The sequence below is a fragment of the Vibrio thalassae genome, assembly GCF_900089835.1.
Classification (GTDB): domain Bacteria; phylum Pseudomonadota; class Gammaproteobacteria; order Enterobacterales; family Vibrionaceae; genus Vibrio; species Vibrio thalassae.
Map to the genome: position 1 here is coordinate 1 of NZ_OANU01000043.1, position 22,855 is coordinate 22,855.

Annotated in this window: 15 protein-coding genes and 2 pseudogenes; 4 read left to right on the forward strand and 13 right to left on the reverse strand. The window is 45.4% G+C overall.

Features of this window, described 5'->3' with window-relative positions:
- Positions 1 to 117 (reverse strand): annotated as a pseudogene (locus tag VTH8203_RS25700) (IS982 family transposase); the annotation flags it as partial.
- A 146-nt stretch (positions 118 to 263) separates the two neighbouring features.
- Between VTH8203_RS25700 and VTH8203_RS13045 the strand changes: the two are divergent.
- A pseudogene (locus tag VTH8203_RS13045) lies at positions 264 to 3,205 on the forward strand (efflux RND transporter permease subunit).
- A gap of 56 nt (positions 3,206 to 3,261) precedes the next feature.
- Here VTH8203_RS13045 and gnd read toward each other — a convergent pair.
- The 6 genes from gnd to VTH8203_RS13075 form a co-directional block, all read right to left on the reverse strand.
- Complete coding sequence (gnd, locus tag VTH8203_RS13050) at positions 3,262 to 4,710, reverse strand: decarboxylating NADP(+)-dependent phosphogluconate dehydrogenase (RefSeq protein ID WP_096994068.1); 1,449 nt, start codon at positions 4,708 to 4,710, stop codon at positions 3,262 to 3,264.
- Between the two features lie 93 nt (positions 4,711 to 4,803).
- A complete protein-coding gene (zwf, locus tag VTH8203_RS13055) occupies positions 4,804 to 6,306 on the reverse strand; it encodes a glucose-6-phosphate dehydrogenase (RefSeq protein WP_096994069.1) in 1,503 nt (500 codons plus the stop codon).
- Between the two features lie 161 nt (positions 6,307 to 6,467).
- Complete coding sequence (locus VTH8203_RS13060; protein WP_096994070.1) at positions 6,468 to 7,472, reverse strand: LacI family DNA-binding transcriptional regulator; 1,005 nt, start codon at positions 7,470 to 7,472, stop codon at positions 6,468 to 6,470.
- A 190-nt stretch (positions 7,473 to 7,662) separates the two neighbouring features.
- Positions 7,663 to 8,766, reverse strand: coding sequence for a porin (locus tag VTH8203_RS13065; protein ID WP_096994071.1), 1,104 nt, complete (start codon positions 8,764 to 8,766; stop codon positions 7,663 to 7,665).
- A gap of 143 nt (positions 8,767 to 8,909) precedes the next feature.
- Positions 8,910 to 9,926: a nuclear transport factor 2 family protein gene (locus VTH8203_RS13070; RefSeq protein WP_006073842.1), complete on the reverse strand. Its 1,017-nt coding sequence runs from the start codon at positions 9,924 to 9,926 to the stop codon at positions 8,910 to 8,912.
- 150 nt (positions 9,927 to 10,076) lie between these two features.
- Entirely contained in the window at positions 10,077 to 11,381 is a 1,305-nt protein-coding gene (locus VTH8203_RS13075; RefSeq protein WP_096994072.1) for an MFS transporter, read from the reverse strand.
- A gap of 337 nt (positions 11,382 to 11,718) precedes the next feature.
- Between VTH8203_RS13075 and VTH8203_RS13080 the strand changes: the two genes are divergently transcribed.
- The gene (locus VTH8203_RS13080; RefSeq protein WP_096994073.1) at positions 11,719 to 13,260 is read left to right on the forward strand and encodes a sodium:solute symporter family transporter; all 1,542 of its coding nucleotides are present in this window, start codon (positions 11,719 to 11,721) and stop codon (positions 13,258 to 13,260) included.
- 14 nt (positions 13,261 to 13,274) lie between these two features.
- On the forward strand, positions 13,275 to 14,645 hold the full coding sequence (locus tag VTH8203_RS13085; protein WP_096994074.1) for an L-serine ammonia-lyase: 1,371 nt from the start codon (positions 13,275 to 13,277) through the stop codon (positions 14,643 to 14,645).
- A gap of 75 nt (positions 14,646 to 14,720) precedes the next feature.
- Here the strand turns inward: VTH8203_RS13085 and VTH8203_RS13090 are convergent, their stop codons facing one another.
- From VTH8203_RS13090 to VTH8203_RS13105, 4 genes are all read right to left on the reverse strand, one after another.
- On the reverse strand, positions 14,721 to 15,740 hold the full coding sequence (locus tag VTH8203_RS13090) for a YcjF family protein (protein WP_096994075.1): 1,020 nt from the start codon (positions 15,738 to 15,740) through the stop codon (positions 14,721 to 14,723).
- Positions 15,737 to 17,110 carry a YcjX family GTP-binding protein gene (locus VTH8203_RS13095; protein WP_096994076.1) on the reverse strand — a complete coding sequence of 458 codons (1,374 nt, stop codon included), beginning with the start codon at positions 17,108 to 17,110 and terminating at the stop codon, positions 15,737 to 15,739. The genes VTH8203_RS13090 and VTH8203_RS13095 overlap by 4 nt, the downstream gene beginning before the upstream one ends.
- 114 nt (positions 17,111 to 17,224) lie before the next feature.
- Positions 17,225 to 17,410, reverse strand: a complete 186-nt coding sequence (locus VTH8203_RS13100) for a hypothetical protein (protein ID WP_096994077.1) — start codon at positions 17,408 to 17,410, stop codon at positions 17,225 to 17,227.
- A 107-nt stretch (positions 17,411 to 17,517) separates the two neighbouring features.
- On the reverse strand, positions 17,518 to 19,038 hold the full coding sequence (locus VTH8203_RS13105) for a fumarate hydratase (RefSeq protein WP_038225844.1): 1,521 nt from the start codon (positions 19,036 to 19,038) through the stop codon (positions 17,518 to 17,520).
- A 177-nt stretch (positions 19,039 to 19,215) separates the two neighbouring features.
- Here VTH8203_RS13105 and pabB point away from each other — a divergent pair, with 177 nt between their 5' ends.
- Positions 19,216 to 20,586: an aminodeoxychorismate synthase component 1 gene (pabB, locus tag VTH8203_RS13110; protein WP_244181211.1), complete on the forward strand. Its 1,371-nt coding sequence runs from the start codon at positions 19,216 to 19,218 to the stop codon at positions 20,584 to 20,586.
- A gap of 11 nt (positions 20,587 to 20,597) precedes the next feature.
- Here the strand turns inward: pabB and VTH8203_RS13115 are convergent, their stop codons facing one another.
- Both VTH8203_RS13115 and VTH8203_RS13120 read right to left on the reverse strand, forming a co-directional pair.
- Positions 20,598 to 22,292: an ATP-binding protein gene (locus tag VTH8203_RS13115; protein ID WP_096994079.1), complete on the reverse strand. Its 1,695-nt coding sequence runs from the start codon at positions 22,290 to 22,292 to the stop codon at positions 20,598 to 20,600.
- 7 nt (positions 22,293 to 22,299) lie between these two features.
- On the reverse strand, positions 22,300 to 22,839 hold the full coding sequence (locus tag VTH8203_RS13120; RefSeq protein WP_096994080.1) for a heme NO-binding domain-containing protein: 540 nt from the start codon (positions 22,837 to 22,839) through the stop codon (positions 22,300 to 22,302).
- Positions 22,840 to 22,855: the final 16 nt, after the last annotated feature.

Sequence of the window (22,855 nt, forward strand, 5' to 3'; positions counted from 1 at the left end):
TCGGCCTTTGCGATTACGCTTCCGTACGCCGCTCTCAAGCTGAAGTTTTTGCCACTGGGGTAGAAAAGCCTGACAAAAGTCATCGACATGGCAAAATAAGTCCACTAATTTGTGCATAGCTGGTTCCTTGTGATAAGTCTCTCTTGGTCGAAAGATCTGATCGCAGAACCAGCTTTTAGTTCCCTTCTTTTTTATCCCGAGTTCAGGTTAGCTACCTAAAGTTAGGTCGCTTTGAAGATCCTGAGTTCGTCATTCGTCAGGCGGTGATTAATACCTCCTACCCTGGCGCGACCGCTCAGGAAGTTGCCGATGAAGTCACGGATGTGATTGAAGGCGCAGTACAAACTCTGCAAGAGTTGAAGGAAGTCAAGTCCGTCTCAAAGCAAGGCATGTCTGAAGTAACCGTTGAAATTAAACTTGAGTTCGCTAACAGCAGCGCTGAACTGCAGCAAGTCTGGGACAAACTGAGACGAAAAGTCAGCGACGCACAGCGCTTGCTGCCACCAGGTTCAGGGGCGTCTATGGTTAATGACGACTTCTCAGACGTGTATGCTCTGTTCTTTGCTGTCACCGGGGAAGGCTACACCGATAAACAGCTACAAGACTATGTCGAACAACTGCGACGAGAGCTCGTGCTGGTTGCTGGGGTTGCAAAAACCGCAACCTTGGCAGAGCGTAAAGAGACCATATTTGTTGAAGTGTCAGGTGAACGCCTGGCTAAATTTGGCCTCTCTGCCGAGCAAGTGTTTCAAGTACTGCAGAAGCAGAATTTAGTCACTGTTGCTGGCGCTATCGAGACGAAAGACATGCGCATCCCAGTGATTCCACGCTCAAACATTCATTCGTTTGATGACTTGCGCAATCTGCAAGTGGGCATTGGGCATTGGGCATTGGGCATTGGGCAAAATAATGCTGTTATGCAACTTGGCGACATTGCAACGGTAACTCGGGGCTATCAAGAGCCGTCGAGTATGCTTATGCGCTATAACGGCCAGCGTGCGGTCGGATTTGGTATTTCTAACGTCAATGGCGGCAACGTTGTTGATATGGGCGACGCGGTGAAAACAAGACTACTAGAGCTTGATAGCCAGCGACCAATTGGTATGGAGCTACACACGATCTCGATGCAGTCGGATTCCGTGCGCGCATCGGTAGCGAACTTCATCGACAACCTGATTGCTGCAGTGGTCATTGTATTTGTTGTGTTGTTGGTCTTCATGGGGCTGCGCTCTGGCGTCATTATTGGCTTTGTTCTATTGCTGACGGTTGCGGGGACGCTTTGTATCATGTTTATCGATGACATTGCCATGCAACGTATCTCTCTTGGAGCACTGATTATTGCTCTAGGTATGCTTGTCGATAATGCCATTGTGGTTACTGACGGCATCTTGGTACGACTGCAAAACAACCCAGAGCAAGATAAAGAAACGATCGTCTCTGAAGTGGTCGAAGCAACAAAATGGCCACTGCTAGGAGGCACTGTCGTAGGTATCTGTGCGTTTAGTGCGATTGGCTTATCCCCTTCAGATATGGGTGAATACGCTGGGTCACTGTTTTGGGTTATCTTGTATTCCATGCTATTGAGTTGGGTATTCGCTGTGACAGTGACGCCAACGCTGTGTTTCGACTTTTTAAAAGTCAAAGCGAGTAAACAAGGTGCTAAGCCCGGCCGCATTATGACGACCTATAAAGCGGCGCTCAATTGGGTACTAAGCCATCGTTGGATAAGTCTTGGTATGTTGCTGGCAATAATGGTGGTAGCGATATATAGCCTCAAATATGTGCCTCCTGGTTTCATGCCGGATTCACAGCGTCCGCAATTTGTTGTCGATGTATATCTACCCCAAGGTTCAGATATCTCACGCACTGAGCGTGTGGTCGCTAATATTGAACATGATGTGAAAGCAAAAAGCGGTGTGACCAATATCACCAGCTTCATTGGCGGTGGCGGTTTACGCTTTATGTTGACCTACTCTCCCGAGCCTCGTAACAGTAGTTATGGGCAGTTATTAATCGATGTTGACGACTATAAAAAAATCGCGCCATTACTTGGAGAGCTGCAAGACGAGCTGTCCGTGAAATACCCAGACGCGTCGATTAAGGTTTGGAAGTTTATGCTAGGCCGCGGGGGCGGTAAGAAAATCGAAGCTGGATTTAAGGGACCAAATAGTCAGGTACTCCGCTCTTTAGCCGAACAAGCTAAGGCGATTATGCTTGAAGACGGAAACCTCATCGCAATTCAAGACGACTGGCGCCAGCAAGTGCCGGTGTTGAGTCCGGTCTATTCGGCAGAAAAAGCGCAACGTTTTGGCTTAACAACTCAAGAAATTAACCAAGCGATTGCTCAGACGCTAAGTGGCCGCAATGTGGGTGTCTACTGTGAAGGAAACGATCTAATTCCTATTGTGGTTCGCTCTCCAGAATCAGAACGTGACCACCAGCGAGCCGTTGAGAATACAGAGGTTTATGCCTCAAACGTTAACGGTTTCATTGCAGTTAGTCATCTGGTCGATTCGGTAGACTTGGTATGGCAAGATGCGATTTTGCGCCGGATTGATAGAATGCCAACTATTTTGGTTCAAGCGGACCCAGCTCCGGGCGTCTTGACCTCTGATGCGTTCAATCAGATTCGTACCAAAATCGAAGCCATCGAATTGCCACCGGGTTATGAGTTGATTTGGTACGGTGAATACAAAGCCTCCAAAGATGCCAAGAAGGCCTTGTCATTTCTGCACCTTACGGGTTTGCTGTGATGATTTTATCGGTCATTTTTATGTTCAACGCGATACGTCAACCTCTCGTGATTTGGTTAACGGCGCCATTGGCTGTCGTCGGTGTGACCGTTGGTCTGATTGCCTTCCAGACTCCATTTGAGTTTATGGCAATTCTGGGTTTCTTAAGCTTGATAGGTATGATGGTGAAAAATGCGATTGTATTAGTAGATCAAGCTGATGTGGAGATCTCACAAGGTAAACCGCCTTACCAAGCGATTATTGATGCGGCAACCAGTCGTGCACGACCGGTTCTGCTTGGTGCACTCACTACCATCTTTGGTGTTGCTCCGCTACTTGTTGATCCTTTCTTCAAGAGTATGGCAGTCACCATCATGTTTGGCTTGCTGTTTGCTACCATTTTAACCTTGGTGGTGATTCCTCTGTTCTATGCCCTCTTCTTTGGTATTAAACCGGAGCCAAAATCACTCTAAATCACACCAAACAAAAAGGCCTCGCTAATTAGCGAGGCCTTTTCATTCACAGCGAATTACACGTCGTAAGTCGTTGAAGCAGTATTACCGCCTGTACCCGTCCAGTTTGTGTGGAAGAACTCACCACGTGGACGATCAATACGCTCATAAGTGTGAGCACCGAAGTAGTCACGTTGAGCTTGAAGTAGGTTCGCTGGTAGACGAGCCGTTGTGTAACCGTCTAGGAACGTCAGTGCAGACGTCATACATGGCATTGGGATACCCACTTCCATAGACTTAGCTGCAACTTTACGCCACGCGCCCATGCAGTTATCTAGGATGCCTTTGAAGTAAGCATCAGAACCTAGGAATGCAATTTCTGGGTTTGATTCAAATGCGTCACGAATGTTACCAAGGAATGCGCTGCGGATGATACAGCCACCACGCCACATTAGTGCAACGTTACCGTAGTTAAGATCCCAACCATTTTCGTTTGATGCTTCACGCATCAACATAAAGCCTTGCGCATAAGAGATGATTTTCGATGCAAGTAGCGCCTGACGAAGTGCATCAACCCACTCTTGCTTATCACCTTCAACTGGAGTGATGGTTTTACCAAATAGCTTCTCAGCTTCAACACGCTGGTCTTTCAATGCAGACAGACAACGAGAGAATACAGACTCAGTGATTAGCGTTAGTGGGATACCCATATCTAGCGCATTGATACCAGTCCATTTACCCGTACCTTTTTGACCCGCCGTATCTAGGATCTTTTCAACTAGTGCTTCGCCATCTTCGTCTTTATAACCAAGAATGTCAGCAGTAATTTCTACTAGGTAGCTGTCTAGTTCGGTTTTGTTCCAATCAGCAAACACCGCTTGCATTTCATCTGCAGACATACCTAGGCCGTCTTTCATGAATTGATAAGCTTCGGTAATAAGCTGCATGTCACCGTATTCGATGCCATTATGAACCATCTTAACAAAGTGACCAGCGCCGTCGTTACCAACCCAATCACAACATGGTTCGCCAGCATCCGTTTTCGCTGAGATGCCTTGGAAAATTGGCTTCACCGCTTCCCATGCTTCAGGTGCACCACCTGGCATGATTGAAGGACCAAAGCGAGCGCCTTCTTCACCACCAGACACGCCAGTACCAATGAAATGGATACCTTTTTCACGTAGCGCTGCAACGCGACGGTTAGTATCTGGGTAGTTAGTGTTGCCACCATCAATAATGATGTCACCTTTGTCCAAAAGAGGGACTAATGCGTCGATGAATGTATCAACAACGTCACCCGCACGTACCATAAGCATCACTTTACGTGGAGATTCTAGCTTCTCTACAAGCTCTTCTAGCGAGTATGCACCAACAATGTTGGTACCTTTAGCTGGGCCTTCTAAGAACTCGTCAACTTTTGCAGCAGTACGGTTGTGAGCCACTACTTTAAAGCCGTGGTCATTCATGTTTAGGATAAGGTTCTGACCCATTACGGCCAGACCAATTACACCAATATCACCTTTCATTGTTCTCTCCATCAATTCGGCAACTTACTTGCTGCTTTGAAATTTTTCGTCGAGCCAAGTTGTGCAGCTCTCCTAGCTCGACATTATTTGTGATTACAGTTCGCAGTAATCCGTATCCGTCAGGTTCTTACATGGGAAGCGCCACGCGCGACCATCATTATGCAATAAGTTATCTGACTCTTGGGGTCCCCAAGTACCACACGCATAACCGAATAAGGATTGCGGGTCTTGCTTGTGGTCCAAAATTGGTTGAACAAACTCCCAACATGCTTCAACCGCGTCGCTACGAGCAAATAGCGTAGCATCACCGTTTAGTGCATCAAGTAATAGACGTTCATAAGCTGTAAGCATCTGTGTCTCTTGCAGTGAAGCATAGTGGAAGTTCATCTTAACTTCTTTCGCATTGAAACCAGCCCCAGGCTCTTTCAAGCCAAAGCTCATTTGAATGCCCTCATCCGGCTGAATACGGATGATCAATTTGTTCTCTGGTGCATCTTTACCAAACACTGGGTGAGGCGTCTGTTTAAAGTGAATCACCACTTCCGTCACGCGTGTCGGCAATCGTTTACCTGTGCGAACATAAAAAGGAACGCCGTTCCAACGCCAGTTGTCGATAAACATCTTCAAGCCGACGTAGGTCTCTGTACGAGAATCATCCGCAACCCCATGCTCATTACGATAGCTCGGTAGGAATTGACCACGCACGTTAGATTCTGTGTACTGCCCGAGTACAAGGTTGTTACGCAGGTCTTCATCAGAAAGAGGACGCAAACACTGCAGCACTTTAACTACTTCGTTACGAATAGCGTCAGCGTTAATTTGAGCTGGAGATTCCATACCGACCATTGCTAACACTTGCAATAAGTGGTTTTGGAACATATCACGTACCGCGCCAGAACCATCATAGTAACCACCGCGCTCTTCCACACCAAGGAACTCGGCACCTGTGATCTCAACATAGTCGACATACTGGTGATTCCAAAGTGGCTCGAACATGGCATTTGAGAAACGTAAAACCAATAGGTTTTGTACCGTTTCTTTACCCAGATAATGGTCGATACGATAGATTTGATGCTCTCGGAAATGCTCGTGAATTTCTTTGTCCAATTGACGCGCAGACGCTAGGTCATAACCAAATGGTTTTTCGATGATCAAACGCTTCCAGCCATCAGCTTCATCATTGAGACCGTGAGCAGCAAGACTTGCAGGAATAATGCTATAAAGGCTTGGCGGTGTCGCCAAATAGAAAAGCGTATTACGTTGCTCGAAACCATATTGGTCAGCAACATCATCAAGGCGGGTTGCCAGTTTCGCGTAGTCTTGAGTATCAGAAGTATCAATGGCTTGATAGTGAAGATGATTACAGAAGGCTTCTAGTTTTTCAGGTTCTGTTTTTTCCATCTCCTGAAGGGAGTGTTTTAGCTTTTCTCGGTATGATTCGTCGCTGTATTGAGTGCGGCTTACACCAAGAATTGCGAAAGATTTAGGTAGCTGGTCGCTAGCATACAAATGGTAAAGTGCAGGGATCAACTTACGATAAGTAAGGTCGCCTGAAGCACCAAAAATCACGATGCTGCTGTTTTCAGGTATTACCATCTTTTTTCCTTAGACAATGGGGGCAATTGTTTAGCGGACGCAATGTTAACAGCGTGCTAGAGAAAAAGAAAATAAGTTTTACCTATCCAAAGGGTAGGCAAATTCACTCAAATGATAAGGTCTGACCACGCCTATTATAGTCAGTTTAGAGATATTAGAGGTTAGTTAGTGCTATTTCGCTCAATAAAGCGTACGGGAACCATCAAGCGAACCAAACTTGAGTCCTTTTCTTTGATTTGATTTGAAATGATTTTTACTGACTCTCTCGCAAGACGTGTAAAATCTTGGCGGAAGGTCGACAGCTCATAGCTTAGCCAAGTAGCCTGTGGAATATCATCAAAACCAATCACCTGAACATCTTCCGGGATCTTCAAATCAAACTCAAAACGGGCGATGTCCATGAAAGCCATGGCAAGATTGTCTGTCGCGCAGAACACACCTTGTGGTTTTGCCCCACTCTTCAGCAATGCACGGATCTCTTCTAGCGCGCCACCATAATCGTAGTTGGCTTCAACGACTCTTGGATTCTTACCTGTCAGCGATTTAAACTCATCGCAAAAACCATTGACACGCTCTTGGTTCGTAAAAGTAGGAACTTCACCCGTTAGATAAACGACGTCAGACAACTTGCTATCCGCAAAGCGCTGTGCGGCGATTTGCCCTGCAGAGTAGTTATCACTGATCACATAACTACTCTTAGTTCCCTCGACGACACGGGCGTATTGCACGATAGGAATATTAAACTCTTCACACTCTTCATAAAGCGCTGTGTTGAACGTAGCGGATGCGGCAATGACGCCGTCTACTCGATATTGGAAAATATTAGGAATCGAGTGTTGATTCTCACCATCAACTTGCCACGGTATTAGCACTGCTGAGTAACCAATTTTTTGCAGCTCGCTACTGATGAGCTGCAGCGTTTTCATGTGGATGGGATAATCCGCATCTGGGAAGACTAGACCGATAAGTTTAGACTGATTAGTCGTCAGACTTCGTGCGAACGCATTGGGGCGGTAGTTGAGCGCTTTTGCTGCCTCAAACACCTTTTGTTTGGTCTTCTCTGAAACAGAGCTTCCCTCAACAAAGACGCGAGATACCGTCGATTGTGAGACCCCTGCAAGTTTAGCGACATCTTTTGACGTGACCGTCTGTTTTGGAATATTCATTGATTTTGTTTAATTCATCTAGCCAGTTGCGCTAAATGTAGCATAAATTGGTACGTATGCATAAATAGAAAAGCCTTACATCGTTTAAATGTAAGGCTTTAGTGCTTAAATACCATCTAAAATGGGTTGTACCCATCAACCTCCAGCAATTACCTGTTCCCAAATTACTGAAGGTTGCGGGAACAAACCACTAGAAGTAGTAACGAATACCCGCAGAGAATTGGTTATCGCGGTTATCATAGTGGTCTTGAACGTATTGATCATTACCTTGGTCAAACTGGTATTCAGCCCAAAGAAGGAAGGTATTCTTTGTAAAGTGATATTCTAGACCTGGAATGATGGTTTGACGCTCGTAGCCACTCCCATTGTCATCTGTGCTAGTCAGATAGTTAACGTTAAGAGTTGGGCGAAGACCATTTTCAAAGTGGTAGTAGGTGTAAAGTTCTGCGCCACGCGAATCATAAAACTCAGCGTTGTCGTTTACTTCCCAGTTTGAGCCTTCGCTGTATGTCGCACCAACATAGAAACCGCCTAGTGAATAGTTCGCACCAAGCAACGCGATACGTTGAATGTCCCCATCATTGATGTTTGACGCATTCTTGATATCAGTAAGTTCATTCTGGTGATAAGCCAAACCAAGCGTTAGACCATTTTCAAAAGAGTAAGAAGTAGAAGCGCCCATACCGTTTTTCAATGTTGCTGTTGCATTGCCAGATAGAGCAACATCGTTACGTGTTGTTTGGTAAGTAAAGCCGTATTTCCAGTCTCTACCCAAGTTGTTGCGATAAGTGATGGAGTTTTCTGCACGACCCGTGCCTGATGCAATACCCCAATCAGCTAGGTTGTAATAACCAGTACCACGTGAACCATAGGTACGACCTAAGTCGGTGTACCAAGCCACATCATAGAAAGTACTCCACTGCTTAGTACCTGCAGCGATTTTACCCCATTTTTCGTGCTCTATACCTGCGTATAGAAGACGACTGTAGATGTCGTTAGCAGTCGAAGAAGAGTTATACCCCCACTCTGCGTGACCAAAGCCTTGCCAACCATTTTCAAGTTGCTTAACGCCTTTAAAACCGAAACGAGAGCTACCGCTGTTGAACTCATCAGTACGAGCTTCATACTCACCAGCGTTGTCATCAAAATTACGTGCCTTGTTTTGGTAGCGAACTTCAAAACGACCGTCAATAGTTAAAGAGTCACCATTTTCATTAGTAAAAGTGTGTGCGGCCATTGCAGAGGCAGAAGTAAGTGCAGTTAGCACTAGTACACTTAATACAGACTTTTTCATTTGCTTCCTACTTTACAGGCAATAGAAAGCCTCCGTGCCTAACAGCCCGTTAATAATAATCAGGAAAAACGATGCCACACCCTGTGGCATCGGTTGAGAGCAGGCTTGAGGTTGAGAGGACGCTCAAGCCGTATGTATTGCTCTTATAGAGAAGGGTTAAGGATACTTGAAGTACGCTCGAACACGTCTAGACCTTGCTGTTTTAGCCAGTAAGGTAGGTCGATCAGTACCCAGTTCTCAGATAGCTTGTCGCCGTCACGGTAGTAAACGTCAACGACTTGCATGTCCGCACGAACTTCACCGCCAGTCATACCTAGGAAACCACCGATTGGCGTGTTTGATAGGTTTGGCCAACCGAAGAAGCAAGAGAAACTACCTTCTGCGAAACGACATACGTGGCCGTTAAACTTCTTGTCTTTTAGGTTATTACGGAACGGCAGTTGGTGCTGCTGTTGGTAACGAGGAATTGTGTAAGACGCGCCGATACCACATGGACCGTACCAGATCATATCTTCAGACCAGCTCTTCGCTAGTACTTCTGGTGGGCACCCCATAGCACCGCTGTCGTTAAGTGCCGATAAATCGTCAACCATCTTGTTCACTAGTGCTAGTGTTGCAACTCCCTCTTCTGGCGCAGCGTCTTCGAATAGAAGACCGTCATGGTTACGTGGACCTGGGTAAGTAAAGTGCTTGCCAGTTGATGGTGGAAGTGGGTAGCAACCCGCTTGATCCATTACACCTAGTAGGTCTAGGAAAAGACCTGTTTTAGTAATTTTACCGTTCTCTACGCAGTTGAATTCAGCGTAACGGATGTTCATGATTTTGCCTGTTGGACGCATACCTAGGTATTCAGCATCGAATAGACCCATGAAGTGACCCATGCTCATAACCCAGATTTCACCTGACGTTACTTCGTTCTCACCGCCGATAAAAATATCTTGGCGACGTTGCATGCGAGTCATAGATTTCATCAAAGGAGCCCAGAAAACTTCTGCAGCAGCTTCCGCACCTTCTTGCTCACGGAATGGGTAAACACCACGCCATAGGTAATCTTTTGAAGTGTGAGCTTTTAGTACTTCAGCAACGTTTTCGTGCGTTGCGTTTTCCATTGCGTCGAAGTAATCACGTACAACGCGTTTTGCTTCTTGATATTTAGACATAATCATCTCTCTTATTAATGATGAGTCATTGTTGGAACAGGACTCGTAATTAAGTTAGGTCGTCGACAGGTATCTTCAGATACCGGAGAGAATTTACCCGTCGACTAAATTCGTTAAAAAATAAGATTCGTTAAAGACTAGGCTCTTTGATTAAGCGCTCGCTTTTTCTACTTTCTTCTCTTTATGGAACACGCCGCCTTTTAATGTCTCAGGCAATGTTAGCCATAGAAGACCTGCGATGATCCATACGATTGGTGAACCCCACATTGCCGTTTGAAGGTCGGTACGCTCTTGGATAAAGATAAGTACCATTGGTGCCCACATACCTAGGATACGACCGCCGTGGAACAATGCTGCACCGTAGCTGCGAAGGTGTGCTGGGAATAGCTCTGAGAAGTAACCACCCCATACTGCTGATGAAGACAGACCGAAGTTATAAATCAAGCCAAGAATAGCGAGCATGTTCAGGCCGCCAATGACCTTGTCACCCGGTGCGATGAAGAAGATTGACACCATGATACCGGCTAGGATAAAACCAAATGCGTTCACCTTACGACCGTACTTATCTGCTGCCCAACCCCAGAACCAAGCACCGAATAGCGAGCCAAATGCTGAGATAGAGAAGATAAGACCGATTGTTGCACCATCAAACATGCGCACTTCACGTAGATAAGTCGTTACGAAACCACCAAAGAATTGGAAACCGTAGAAGTTTAGGCCGGCAAGTAGCAAACAGGTAATTGTGATAGTGCGGTAAGGCTTACTTAGCATCTCGCCCCAAGAACCTTTCTTCGCTGTCACGTTAGAGTCTGCTGAAGCCTCAGCCTTCGCTTGCTCTTCTTCACCATAAGCAATCACTTTCTTATCACTTGGTAGAACGAAGAGCATTAACACAGCTGCCGCTAGTGGTGGCACACCGCCAACCCACATGAGGCTTTGCCATGGAGCATCGATGCTTGTGATAAATGCCGCATACGCACCCATTACCATCAAAGCGACAGAGAACATAGAAGATGCAAAGGCAGTCAACTTACCGCGCACTGTTGGAGTGAATAGACCAATCATCAATGAAACAGCAACCGTGAAGTAGCCACGCAACGATAGACCGATGATGAAACGCATTGCAGCCCATGTTGCGTAGTCGGTAAACATCATATTGATGATGGTTGCGCCACCGTTTAGTGCCGTAATAGCAATCAAGGTGTTCTTTTTACCAAACTTGGTTGCGAACCAAGCACAGCTTAATGCACCAATCAGGGCACCAACTGACTGCCATGTATAGAACTGAGCCGTATCCGACAAGCTAATTCCGTCGTACGCTTCAACGATGTAGGGGCGTACGTAGTCAATAATTACAAAGTTATAACAGTAAAAGAAGTAACCAACCAAGATAGCTAAGTAGGCAGCCACCCTTTGGATCATTGGAACTTCGCTCATGTGTTTTTTAGCGGTCATAGCCGTTAAACCCTTATTTTAATTAGGTATAGTATTTTTAATGGCGAGCACAGTGTTTCTAAACTTTATTTGACTGCCCCCGTCCTGCGAGATGAATCTTACTTTTTTTGTGGTTTAAAGATCCGTGATCCATATCAAAAACCAATGAATACGCACCCATTGTGCGAATTTTGGTGACAACGATCATACAAACGTGAAAAATTCGCCATTTCGATGTATTTATAGTCAATTTAGTCGATGAATCTCACATTTATTGACTCAGAACTGTATCATTCGCCTACAATGACGATAGAATCCACTCGAATTTGAAGCAAAATATGTTTTGGAACAATCAATAATGGTTACGTACTCAAGCCTCGTTGTAATCGCCCTATACATTACAGCAACCATATTTATCAGCTACTTAGTAAATAAGAAGCTGAAAACGGGTAGAGACTTTTCGACAGGTGGACGTCAATTCGGTTGGTTTACTGCGGGAGTTTCCATTCTCGCGACTTATATAAGTGCAATGACCTTCATTGGAATGCCAGGGTGGGTCTATGGAACAGGGATGGAAGCGATGGCGATCCACCTCAACTACCCTTTGGTGATCTTTTTTACCGTGGTGTTTTTCGTTCCTATCTTCTACAAGCTCAAACTGACTTCTATCTATGAGTATCTAGAAATGCGTTTTGGTATCTATGCCAGAACCATCAACTCAATCGTTTTTCTTGTGGTGCAATGTATCTCTGCAGGTGTGATTTTGTATGCGGTGTCATTGATTTTGGTCCAGGTTTTACCCATCACCATTACCCAAGCGATTTTGTGTATAAGCGTATTTACCGCTATCTACACCTATGCGGGCGGTATCTCGACGGTCATATGGACAGACATGCTTCAGTCGCTGATCCTAGTTATTGGTACTATCGCTATTTTCTTTATTTTAATTTTCGACATAGATAGCGGCGTGAAATCGACACCTGAGATGCTCAACGTCATTAACCTGAGTATGGATCCAAGAGTCGATACTACACTTTGGGCAGGGCTAGTCGCGGTTGCCTTTCTGCATCTCAGCGTCTACGGCACCAATCAACTGATAATCCAGCGCACTCTTGCAACCAAGTGCATTAATTCAGCCCAAAAGTCGATGCTGCTTTGCGGTTACGGGGCGTTTTTTATCTATCTACTGTTCTCCATTTTAGGTGTGCTTCTTAACTTGTTCTACGATGGTCAAGTATTTGATAACCAAAATGAAGTCATCTTAGATTTTGTGTTCAACCACACCAATCCAATTATTATCGGTTTGATCATTTCAGCATTAGCAGCTGCAGCGATGTCGACACTGGATTCAACCTACAACTCAATGGCAACCGTAGCGACATTTGATATTTATAAGCGCTTTATTAAAACCGATGCTGAAGATGCTCATTATGAAAGTACCGCGAGAAAGATGAGTTTAGTTGCAGCAGCTTCGGTGGTCGTACCGGCAATTTTGGCGGTATCCAACGAATCCGTATTAAAGACGATCGCTAGTCTGACCTCAATTTTTGTAGGTATTCGTCTAGGCTCTTTTGTGTTAGGAATAGCGTCTAAGAAAGCCAACGAAAAAGGCATTATTCTCGGAAGTATTGTTAGCATGGTTGTAGTGTTTGCTGCTAAAGGAATGAACATCGCGTGGCCGTGGTTTGCACCAATAGGGACATTGGTATTTTTGGTCGTAGGATTGACCGCTAGCTATAAATGGGGCGAAGTAACGCCCGAGCAGCTAGACTTTATTCATAAACAGAAGCACTTGATCGCTAAACCGAAAGCCAGTCATTACGGGCTATTTGCCTTCGCTGCGTTCACAGTGGTCATTTGTATATATATCCCCGACTGGCTTGGTTCAGTACTGCTGTAATAAGGTAATAGGTTATGTTGTCCATCTTCGACATTTATAAGGTTGGCGTCGGCCCATCTAGTTCTCACACTAATGGTCCAATGATTGCTGGCTATCAGTTCACTAAGTTGATCGCAGACTCTCTAGAAAATGTGGTTCGAGTTCAAGTTGATTTATACGGCTCACTCTCACTGACAGGCATCGGTCACCACACTGATCGTGCCACTATTTTAGGCTTATTGGGCAACAAACCTGACACTATTAAGATTTCGAGCGCAAATCAAGCGATGAGAAATGCTATCGAAGATGGCGTGTTACCTCTCTCAGGCACTCACCATATTCCGTTTAACTTCGAAACAGACATGCTGTTTCATGAAGACAATCTGCCTTTACACGAAAACGGAATGACCATTTCCGCATTCGATAAACAAGGTGAACGCATTGGCTTTGAGACTTACTATTCCATCGGCGGTGGCTTTATTGCCACAGAATATGAATTGCAAAACGGTAAAGACGAAGAAGACGTCAGTGTCGAATTCCCGTTTAGTAGCGCTGACGAAATGTTAGAGCTAGCAGAAGAACACGGTATGAGCCTCGGCGGCTTGGTGCTTCGCAATGAACTGGCATTCAAAGATCTTGAAGGCATCAACGCCAAAGCCGAGCAGATTTGGCGAGTCATGTTACGTTGTATGGAGCGCGGTTTCGAAACTGAAGGTATCTTGGATGGCGGTCTAAACGTCACCCGTCGTGCTCCTAATCTACTGAAAAAGCTGGAAGCAAATGCCGCCATCGAAAATGATCCGATGGAAATTATGGATTGGATCAACTTGTTTGCCTTTGCCGTAAGTGAAGAGAATGCGGCGGGCGGTCAAGTGGTCACCTCTCCAACAAACGGAGCTGCGGGCGTTATTCCAGCCGTATTAATGTACTACCATCGTTTTATTAAAGAGCTTGATACCAAACAGCTCAAAGACTTTTTAGCGGTTTCCGGAGCCATCGGTATCCTCTACAAAACCAACGCCTCCATTTCCGGTGCTGAAGTGGGCTGTCAAGGTGAGGTAGGCGTATCATCATCCATGGCAGCGGCTGGGCTAACCGCACTACGAGGTGGTAGTAACGAGCAAATGTGTATCGCGGCAGAGATTGCCATGGAGCACTCACTCGGTATGACCTGCGATCCTATCGGCGGTTTGGTTCAAGTCCCTTGTATCGAACGCAATGCCATGGGTGCAATGAAGGCAATCAATGCTTCGCGCATGGCGCTTAAGCGAACCAGTAAGTGTCTCATCTCTTTAGATAAAGTCATCGATACTATGTATCAGACAGGCAAAGATATGAATAAGAAGTACCGTGAAACCTCGCAAGGTGGATTGGCGCTAATTCATTTGGCTCCGCCTTGTGAATAAATGTGTAAGTAAACAAATAAAGGCGACTGAATGGTCGCCTTTTTTGATGAACGACTTAACGATATTACTGCGCGATTAACCAAGCTTGCTTTTTAAACTTTCCAATACAGACTTACGAATTGAGCCAAGTTTTGGGCGCTCCTCATTTGGAAACGGAATGGGGCGCATTAAACTTATCGTCTTCAAACCTAACCGAGCAGTCAGCAATCCCACACCTAGACCTTGCCCTGCTCTCGCGGAAAGTTTTTCTGCCAAGTTCATTGACAGAATATCCGCACTGGACTCGATAGCCAACTCACTGGCGCCGGCCAACGCAATGTTCATCAATACTAGCTTAAACAGTTTGAGTCTTGACCAATAACCTAACTCTACGCCGTATACCTCTGACAGTTTGTCGATCATACGGAAGTTACGCCACGCAATCAGCAGCATGTCTGCAATCGCCAATGGACTCAGCGCCACTAAAATTGCGGCTTCGCCCGATAATTTCGACACTGCCGACAAAGCTTGCTTATCTTGCTCTTTGAGCACCATGGATTGGTACATATTAAGCACTTCAGCATCGCTATGAGCGCTGTGAACACTGTTCTTCCAACGATCAAAAGCTGGGTTTTCAGGTTGTATACCCGCCTCATTGGCCAGCTTTTGACAAAATCTCTCACCCTGGCCAACACCATCGTTGGCGATCAGAGCTTCAGCATGCTCTTGCACTGAGAAATGATCTTTTAGTTTGCGAAGCTTATACAGTTCCTTGCCAAATGCGCCAATACCCAGCACAGCTACGGCGGTGATTAAGCCTGACCAACCTAAGGACAACCAATCTCCGGTATTAGCCGCCGTTACGACGTTATCTATCGCTTGCCAGCCAACTAGGCCCGCAAATGCTGTTAATAAAGTGGTGGCAATCCAACCTTTTTTACTGCTCCCTTTGACTACTCGCTCAAGCTCTAGCTCGTCCTGTTGCTCAGTGGTTTCCTGTTCAACCGGTACAAAGGTTTGTTCTGGTTCAAACAGTTTCTGACTGTTTAAATCGACTGAGGCCTCAATTTCACTGGTATCCTCAGCAAAGACTTTTCTGCCTTTGATATCACTCATCGAAGTTTATCTCCAACCAAATATTGCAGTGCTTTATCAATCCGAATATGCCCACAAGGCTCGTCAACCGCCGTCTCAAGCGGCCTGAATGAAGTAAATTCAAACTTATTGTTTTGCCAATAGTCAGCCTTAGGAAGGCGGGTTGGCACGTCGCCCGGATACAATGTCATGGTGTCATTGTCCAGAGTGGTGCCTCGTAGCGCGGCACTGCTCTCGCTCCCCTTGCCGACGAATCCTGCCTCAGTCGCTCTGATAGAAGCTACACTCATGCAGCTCATTTCGATATTTTCGAACGCTGTATCTTGCCACGCTGGATGCACCATTTGCTGTAACAAGCTCACCAGATTATTGTACTGGTCTGGCGTAACGTGATCAGCTTTTGTGGCAGCAAACAAAATCTTGTCTATTCGAGAAGAGAACAAGCGACGAAGTAAACTCGATTGTCCATAACGGAAACTCTTCATAATTTGCTGCAGTGCGTCTTTCATATCATGAAACGCTTCTGAGCCAGCCATAAGTGGCTGCAGGCAATCCACCAGCACGATCTGACGATCAAATGTCGCAAAGTGATTCTTATAGAACTGCTTTACCACTTTTGTTTGATATTCTTCGTAGCGGCGTTTAAGCATCGCATAACCGCTCGTTTTAGCGACTTTTTCTGACGGAGGCTGACACGGGAAGAATTGTAATACTGGTGCGCCTTTTAACTCACCTGGTAGAACAAAACGTCCCGGTTGCACCCAATGCAATCCGCGCTCTTTGCAGGCATACAGATATTGAGTAAAACTCTCTGAAATATCCGCAATCCGCTTTTCATTTTCTTCTCCAGCCGCGTCAAACTGCTCAAGTTTTGTCAACCAATCTTGGGCACATTCAAGGCGAATCCCCTTTAGGTTTTCAAACTGCAACTCGCTCCACTGCTCGAAAGTAAGATCCAGTAGAGGCAAATCCAGTAACCATTCCCCCGGGTAATCAATCACATCAATATACAGGGTCGACGTTTTACTTATTAAACGCTTCGCTCCTTTCGCCGGCTTGTATTTCACTGCTAAGCGTATCTCGCTCACATCACGCGTTGGCTCAGGCCAACTCGGTGGCATCGCATGCAATTGACTCATCGCATCGTCATAAGCAAAGCGTGGAACCATTAAGTTAGACTGTGGGACGCGTTTGGCACCAATCAAACGTCCATCTCTAGCACAATCTAGTAACGGTACGTTCTCATGTGTAGAGGTATGCAGCAATTGATTAACCAATGAGGTGATGAACGCCGTTTTTCCTGCTCGCGACAAACCCGTCACGGCAATTCGGACATGTGAGTCCATACTGCGATGCAGAAGATCTGATACCTCTTGACCAATTCGGCTCATTCAACGTACTCCAATAAAACGAATAGCGTAAGTTTGCACTATACGAGATTAACGAAACATGAACAAAAAACCCCTGAAAATATTCAGGGGTTTAATTATAACTCAACACGCATTCTAATCGTCTTCAATCAGTTTATAGATGACGAACAATGCAATTTCCAACAGTACCGTCAATACACAAGTCATGGTGACGTATTTTTCATTAAAGATGCTGATACCGTGCAGTATTAGGTCGTAGCCAACAAAAAATCCCACTACTAGCAGTAACGCAATTTGTAATATTTGTATAAATCGAGGCATTGTTGCTCTCTCCTTGGTTCTTTTTCTAGTATGTTTTTTAGTATACGCCTGAATTATTGATAAAAAAAAGTGAGTATGCGTTTACACACTCACTTTTTCTAAGCGGATTAAGATACTTTTTCTGCTTCCGCTATCTTAACTTTCCACGTATCCGGACCAATTTGGTGAGCATTTGCTCCACTTGAATCGACAGCAACCGTCACTGGCATGTCTTCTACTTCAAACTCGTAGATAGCCTCCATACCTAAATCTTCAAATGCCACTACTTTGGCTTTCTTAATCGCCTTCGCGACGAGGTAGGCAGCACCACCGACAGCCATTAAGTACACGGCTTTGTGCTCTTTAATAGACTCAATTGCCGCAGGACCGCGTTCTGCTTTACCAATCATGCCAGTGAGTCCGGTTTCCGACAGCATCATGTCTGTAAATTTATCCATCCGAGTCGATGTTGTAGGACCGGCTGGGCCTACTGCTTCATCGCCAACAGCGTCTACTGGACCTACGTAGTAGATGAATTTGCCTTTAAAATCGACACCTTTTGGCAACCCTTCTCCACTCTCCAACATGCCTTGAATGCGTTTATGAGCAGCATCACGACCTGTCAGAATTTTCCCAGAGAGCAATAAGGTCTCGCCGGTTTTCCACTCTTGAACGTCTTCTTTGGTGATCGTATCAAGATTTACACGGCGAGTATTTTCACCTGCTTCCCAAGTAATATCCGGCCACTCTTCCAATTTTGGTGGGGTAAGCTCGGCAGGACCCGTGCCATCAAGAGTAAAATGAACGTGACGGGTCGCCGCACAGTTTGGAATCATGCACACTGGCTTAGAAGCAGCGTGAGTCGGTGCGGTTTTGATTTTCACATCAACAACTGTGGTTAAGCCGCCTAAACCTTGCGCACCAATGCCAAGTTTGTTTACACGATTAAAGATATCAAGGCGAAGCTCTTCTTCTGCGTTAGATGGACCGCGCTCGATAAGCTCTTGAATATCGATATGCTCCATCAAAGATTCTTTTGCAAGTACCGCTGCTTTCTCAGCGGTGCCACCAATACCTATACCTAACATACCTGGTGGACACCAACCTGCCCCCATTGTCGGTAGTGTTTTCTCTACCCACTCGGCGATGTCATCCGATGGATTGAGCATGACCATCTTAGTTTTGTTTTCAGAACCGCCACCTTTCGCCGCGATTTGAATTTCAACTTTATCCCCTGGCACCATATTGATGTGAACCACCGCTGGCGTATTGTCTTTGGTGTTAATACGTTTTCCTGCAGGATCTTTTAGTACGGAGGCACGTAGTGGGTTATCAGGATTGGTATAACCTTGGCGAACCCCTTCATCGATCATCTCTTGAACGGTGAGATCCGAATCCCATTGAACATTCATACCAATGTTCACAAAACAGGTTACGATGCCAGTATCTTGGCAAATGGGTCGATGACCTTCTGCCGACATACGCGAGTTAATCAAAATTTGTGCGATGGCATCTTTTGCCGCTTGGCTTTCTTCCTTTTGATAAGCTTTATCTAGGGCTTGGACAAAGTCGAGGGGATGGTAATACGAGATGTATTGCAATGCATCAGCAACGCTGCTGATCACATCTTCTTTACGAATAACCGCCATTGAATACCTCTTTATAATTTTTAGCTTCCAGAATGACGAACTTTTCAGCCCTGTACCACGCCTTAACCCGTAGTATTTTCAGGGGTAATTGTCCGACTTTTTATTGTGAAAATATGATACTCTTGCTTTCCACTATGCGCCATGAGTGCGACAACGTTTCTGTCACAATTTAAGCAAATGAACACAAAAGAAAGACTATCTATTCAATTCGTTGACCTTCCCTATTACCAAGACCTTGCTCGAGACAAGTTTACCAAGATCGAGCATCTCCCGTGGTCAATGTTACTAAAGTCCTCAGATAGCGATCATGAGAACAATCGCTTTGATATTTTGGTCGCACAGCCAGTTGCAACTGTCGAAACCTTTGGGGCCACCACTACAATTACTGTGGCAGACAAAGTGACAAAAAGTGCACAGGACCCGTTTGCTATCGTCAATGATTTGATAGAAACCTTGATTGGCTATAGAGAAGATTCAACTATTTGGCCTTTTATTGGCGGTGCTGTAGGTTACTTTGCCTATGACCTAGGACGTCGAGTCGAGCGATTACCGACAAAAGCGCAAAACGATATTTTAGCGGCCGATATGGCTGTTGGCATATTCGATTGGGCATTAGTTGTCGACCATAAACAACAACGCGCAGTCATCATTGGCAATAACCCAGAGATGAATAAGCAGTGGTTAGATCGCCAAGTTCACCATGAGGACGAGCCGTTTCGCTTGTCATCGAATTGGCAATCCAATATGACCAAACAACAGTACCAAGACAAATTTACTTCGGTACAAAATTACCTCTCTGCGGGCGATTGCTATCAGATTAATTTAGCGCAGCGACACCAAGCTCAATATCAAGGTAGTGAGTGGCAAGCCTTTAATCTACTGGATAACCAGAATCAAGCACCGTTTAGTGCTTTTATTCGAACTAGTGATAGCGCGATCATCAGTGTTTCCCCCGAGCGTTTCTTACAGCTCAATAAAAACGGTATTGAAACCAAACCAATTAAAGGGACTCGACCGAGATCAGCGGATGCGGAGCAAGATAAAGCGTACGCAGAAGAGCTAAAAGCGGCGACCAAAGATCAGGCAGAAAATTTGATGATTGTGGATTTACTTCGCAATGATATCGGACGAGTGGCGACGCCGGGCAGCGTTAAAGTACCGAAACTTTTTGATATCGAAAGCTTCCCTGCCGTTCATCATTTGGTCAGTACTGTCACGGGTGAGTTAGCTCAAGAATACAACGCTACCGACCTTCTTAGGGCCTGTTTCCCTGGAGGTTCAATAACTGGCGCCCCCAAAATACGAGCGATGGAAATCATTGAGGAACTAGAACCTCATACTCGCAGTGTGTATTGCGGTAGCATTGGCTATATCAGCACTCATGGTGTTATGGACACAAGCATTACCATCAGAACGCTCATTGCAAAACAAGGTCAAATTTACGCATGGGCTGGCGGTGGCATCGTCGCGGATAGTGAATGTGATGCAGAGTATCAAGAAACCTTCGACAAATTAGGCAAGATTTTGCCCGTACTTGGCAGCCTGTAATCAACGCGCTTCTAAGCCGGAACTTGGCCCCATTTAGACAGAGTGAGGGTCAGGTCTTTTGCGGTATAAGGTTTGGATAAGATGTCATCCATACCGACGTCATAGCAAGTTTGCCGTTCTTCCCGTGTTGTCCCTGCGGTGAGCGCTACGATGGGTTTGGCATAGCTTGCATCTCGAAGTCGTTTCGTGGCTTCAAATCCATCCATCACCGGCATTCGGCAATCCATAAAAATAATATCGTATTGCTGTTTAGTGGCATGTTCAACGGCTTCAAGGCCATTGACAGCAAGATCAGGGACAATCCCAACTTTACTTAACATCTTAGTGATCACAACCTGATTCATTTTAATATCATCGACCACCAGCACTTTTAAAGCAGAGAAATCTTTGGCAACAGGATCATGATGACTTGTCACCGGCACACCATCATTAACTTCTACAACCTCAAGTGGCAGAAAACCAGAGAATATGGTTCCGCTTCCTAGCTCGCTGGTCAGTGAAATCGACCCACCCATCAACTCCACCAACCTTTTACAAATCGCTAAACCTAATCCGGTGCCTTCATAATTTCGAGAGCTTGAACGGTCGGCTTGAGTGAACGGTTGAAACAACTTTGTTTGAGCAGATTGACTAATACCAATCCCAGTGTCTTGGACAGAAAAGCCAATCCCATCGACTTGTGAAGTCAATGTAACGGTAACACAGCCTGCATCGGTAAACTTGATAGCATTGCCGATGAGATTGACAAAGATTTGTGTGATACGTTCTAGATCGCCTGTCAAGCTTTTGTTTTCAAGCCCATCGGCAACGATACTGAATCCTATCTGCTTTTCTGCTGCTTTGTTCTCGAAAATACTGCATAGCGTAGACTGAAGACTGCTCCATTTAAACGTCGACTCAATCAGTTCTAGCATGCCAGCATCGATCTTACTGAAATCGAGTAGATCATTGATGATCGACCTAAGAAGCTGACCCGATTGACTTAAGTTACTATGAAGCTCCTGCTGTACTCCTTGTAAGTTGGTATCCGCCAACAGCTCGACACTTCCTAGTAACCCGTTCAGAGGGGTGCGGAGTTCGTGATTGATCATGGCAAGAAACTCGCGAGTCGAACGCTCGGAAGCCTCTGCACGCTCTTTCGATTTCACCAGCCTTAAATTGATAAGTTGACGAGTAATCGAACTAGATAACAGCTCACACACTAATGACATTTGGCTTTCAATGAAGGTTAAATCGAAATCTTCACCCGCTAGCCCTACGATGAGCTTTCCGACGTTTTTCTGTTCAACCTGAATTGGGATAGATGCCTGAAGAATGCCAGTATTCTCGTCAGAATCGATCATTCTGGGTGATTCGAAGTGGCTGTTTTTGAGTGTCGGGATCAGATTATCTGTGAGTTCAATACAATAACAAATATCAGCTGCCGCTTCGGTTAACTGCTTTACTAAATCGGTTAGCAATACGTCATCAAGATTACTGCGAAGAAACGTTCTACCAAACTGGATTAAAATACGCTCTACTTGCTGCTGAAATTCGAGGCGTTTGAAGCTTGCTTCTGAGCGTTGCTCCACTTGTTTCAACGCAACCTCTAGCTGCTGATTAGCGTTAAACAATTCCAAGCTTTTGGCTTCAAGTAAACTCTCAGCCGCTTTTCTGGCTGCTATTTCACGTTTGAGTTTTCTTTCAATCGCCGCACTACTCGTCATAGTTACTTCACACTATCGATAAACTAAACCTGACCACGCTGCCATCGTCTGTTTGAGGATACATTTTCACCTCTATCGCTTCCCCGAAGTGGGTGGCACAGCCTTCTATTAAACCTAAGCATACGTTAGACATGCATCGTGCGCTTTGATAGTCCATGACCATTTCTGTTTCCGTCTCACTAATGAAATGAAACTTCGGAGGTTGTGCGTCTGCATACAGCTTTTTAACCTCCACATGGATGTAATCCTCTACATGACGAATAAATTGGAAAGTTGATGTACTTTCTCCAATACTGGCGCTTGCAGGAATGGAGGCCAACAAAGCTTTGAACGCACTCTGTCCAAACACCTGTTGCAGCGTATCAGGAGCAATACCTGTCTTTTTACTCAAATTGACTATGAGTTTAACAAAATCGCGATGATCATAGCTTCCTACTGCGGTATAAATGCCTTCATCGCCAGACATCTCTAACACTTCATCGAGCACTTCCAAACCAAATTTTTCTTCAACCAGCTCCATAAACTCAGTAAAAATGATTCCTTTCATCGCCCATCCCCCCCAA

Coding starts and splice junctions, on each gene's coding strand:
- VTH8203_RS13075 (WP_096994072.1), bottom strand. CDS start 11,381: ATGACCGCTAAAAAACACATGAGCGAAGTTCCAATGATCCAAAGGGTG.
- gnd (WP_096994068.1), bottom strand. CDS start 4,710: ATGAAAGGTGATATTGGTGTAATTGGTCTGGCCGTAATGGGTCAGAAC.
- VTH8203_RS13065 (WP_096994071.1), bottom strand. CDS start 8,766: ATGAAAAAGTCTGTATTAAGTGTACTAGTGCTAACTGCACTTACTTCT.
- VTH8203_RS13105 (WP_038225844.1), bottom strand. CDS start 19,038: ATGGCGGTTATTCGTAAAGAAGATGTGATCAGCAGCGTTGCTGATGCA.
- VTH8203_RS13070 (WP_006073842.1), bottom strand. CDS start 9,926: ATGTCTAAATATCAAGAAGCAAAACGCGTTGTACGTGATTACTTCGAC.
- zwf (WP_096994069.1), bottom strand. CDS start 6,306: ATGGTAATACCTGAAAACAGCAGCATCGTGATTTTTGGTGCTTCAGGC.
- VTH8203_RS13100 (WP_096994077.1), bottom strand. CDS start 17,410: ATGCCTCGATTTATACAAATATTACAAATTGCGTTACTGCTAGTAGTG.
- VTH8203_RS13120 (WP_096994080.1), bottom strand. CDS start 22,839: ATGAAAGGAATCATTTTTACTGAGTTTATGGAGCTGGTTGAAGAAAAA.
- pabB (WP_244181211.1), top strand. CDS start 19,216: ATGAACACAAAAGAAAGACTATCTATTCAATTCGTTGACCTTCCCTAT.
- VTH8203_RS13095 (WP_096994076.1), bottom strand. CDS start 17,110: ATGAGCCGAATTGGTCAAGAGGTATCAGATCTTCTGCATCGCAGTATG.
- VTH8203_RS13080 (WP_096994073.1), top strand. CDS start 11,719: ATGGTTACGTACTCAAGCCTCGTTGTAATCGCCCTATACATTACAGCA.
- VTH8203_RS13115 (WP_096994079.1), bottom strand. CDS start 22,292: ATGACGAGTAGTGCGGCGATTGAAAGAAAACTCAAACGTGAAATAGCA.
- VTH8203_RS13090 (WP_096994075.1), bottom strand. CDS start 15,740: ATGAGTGATATCAAAGGCAGAAAAGTCTTTGCTGAGGATACCAGTGAA.
- VTH8203_RS13060 (WP_096994070.1), bottom strand. CDS start 7,472: ATGAATATTCCAAAACAGACGGTCACGTCAAAAGATGTCGCTAAACTT.
- VTH8203_RS13085 (WP_096994074.1), top strand. CDS start 13,275: ATGTTGTCCATCTTCGACATTTATAAGGTTGGCGTCGGCCCATCTAGT.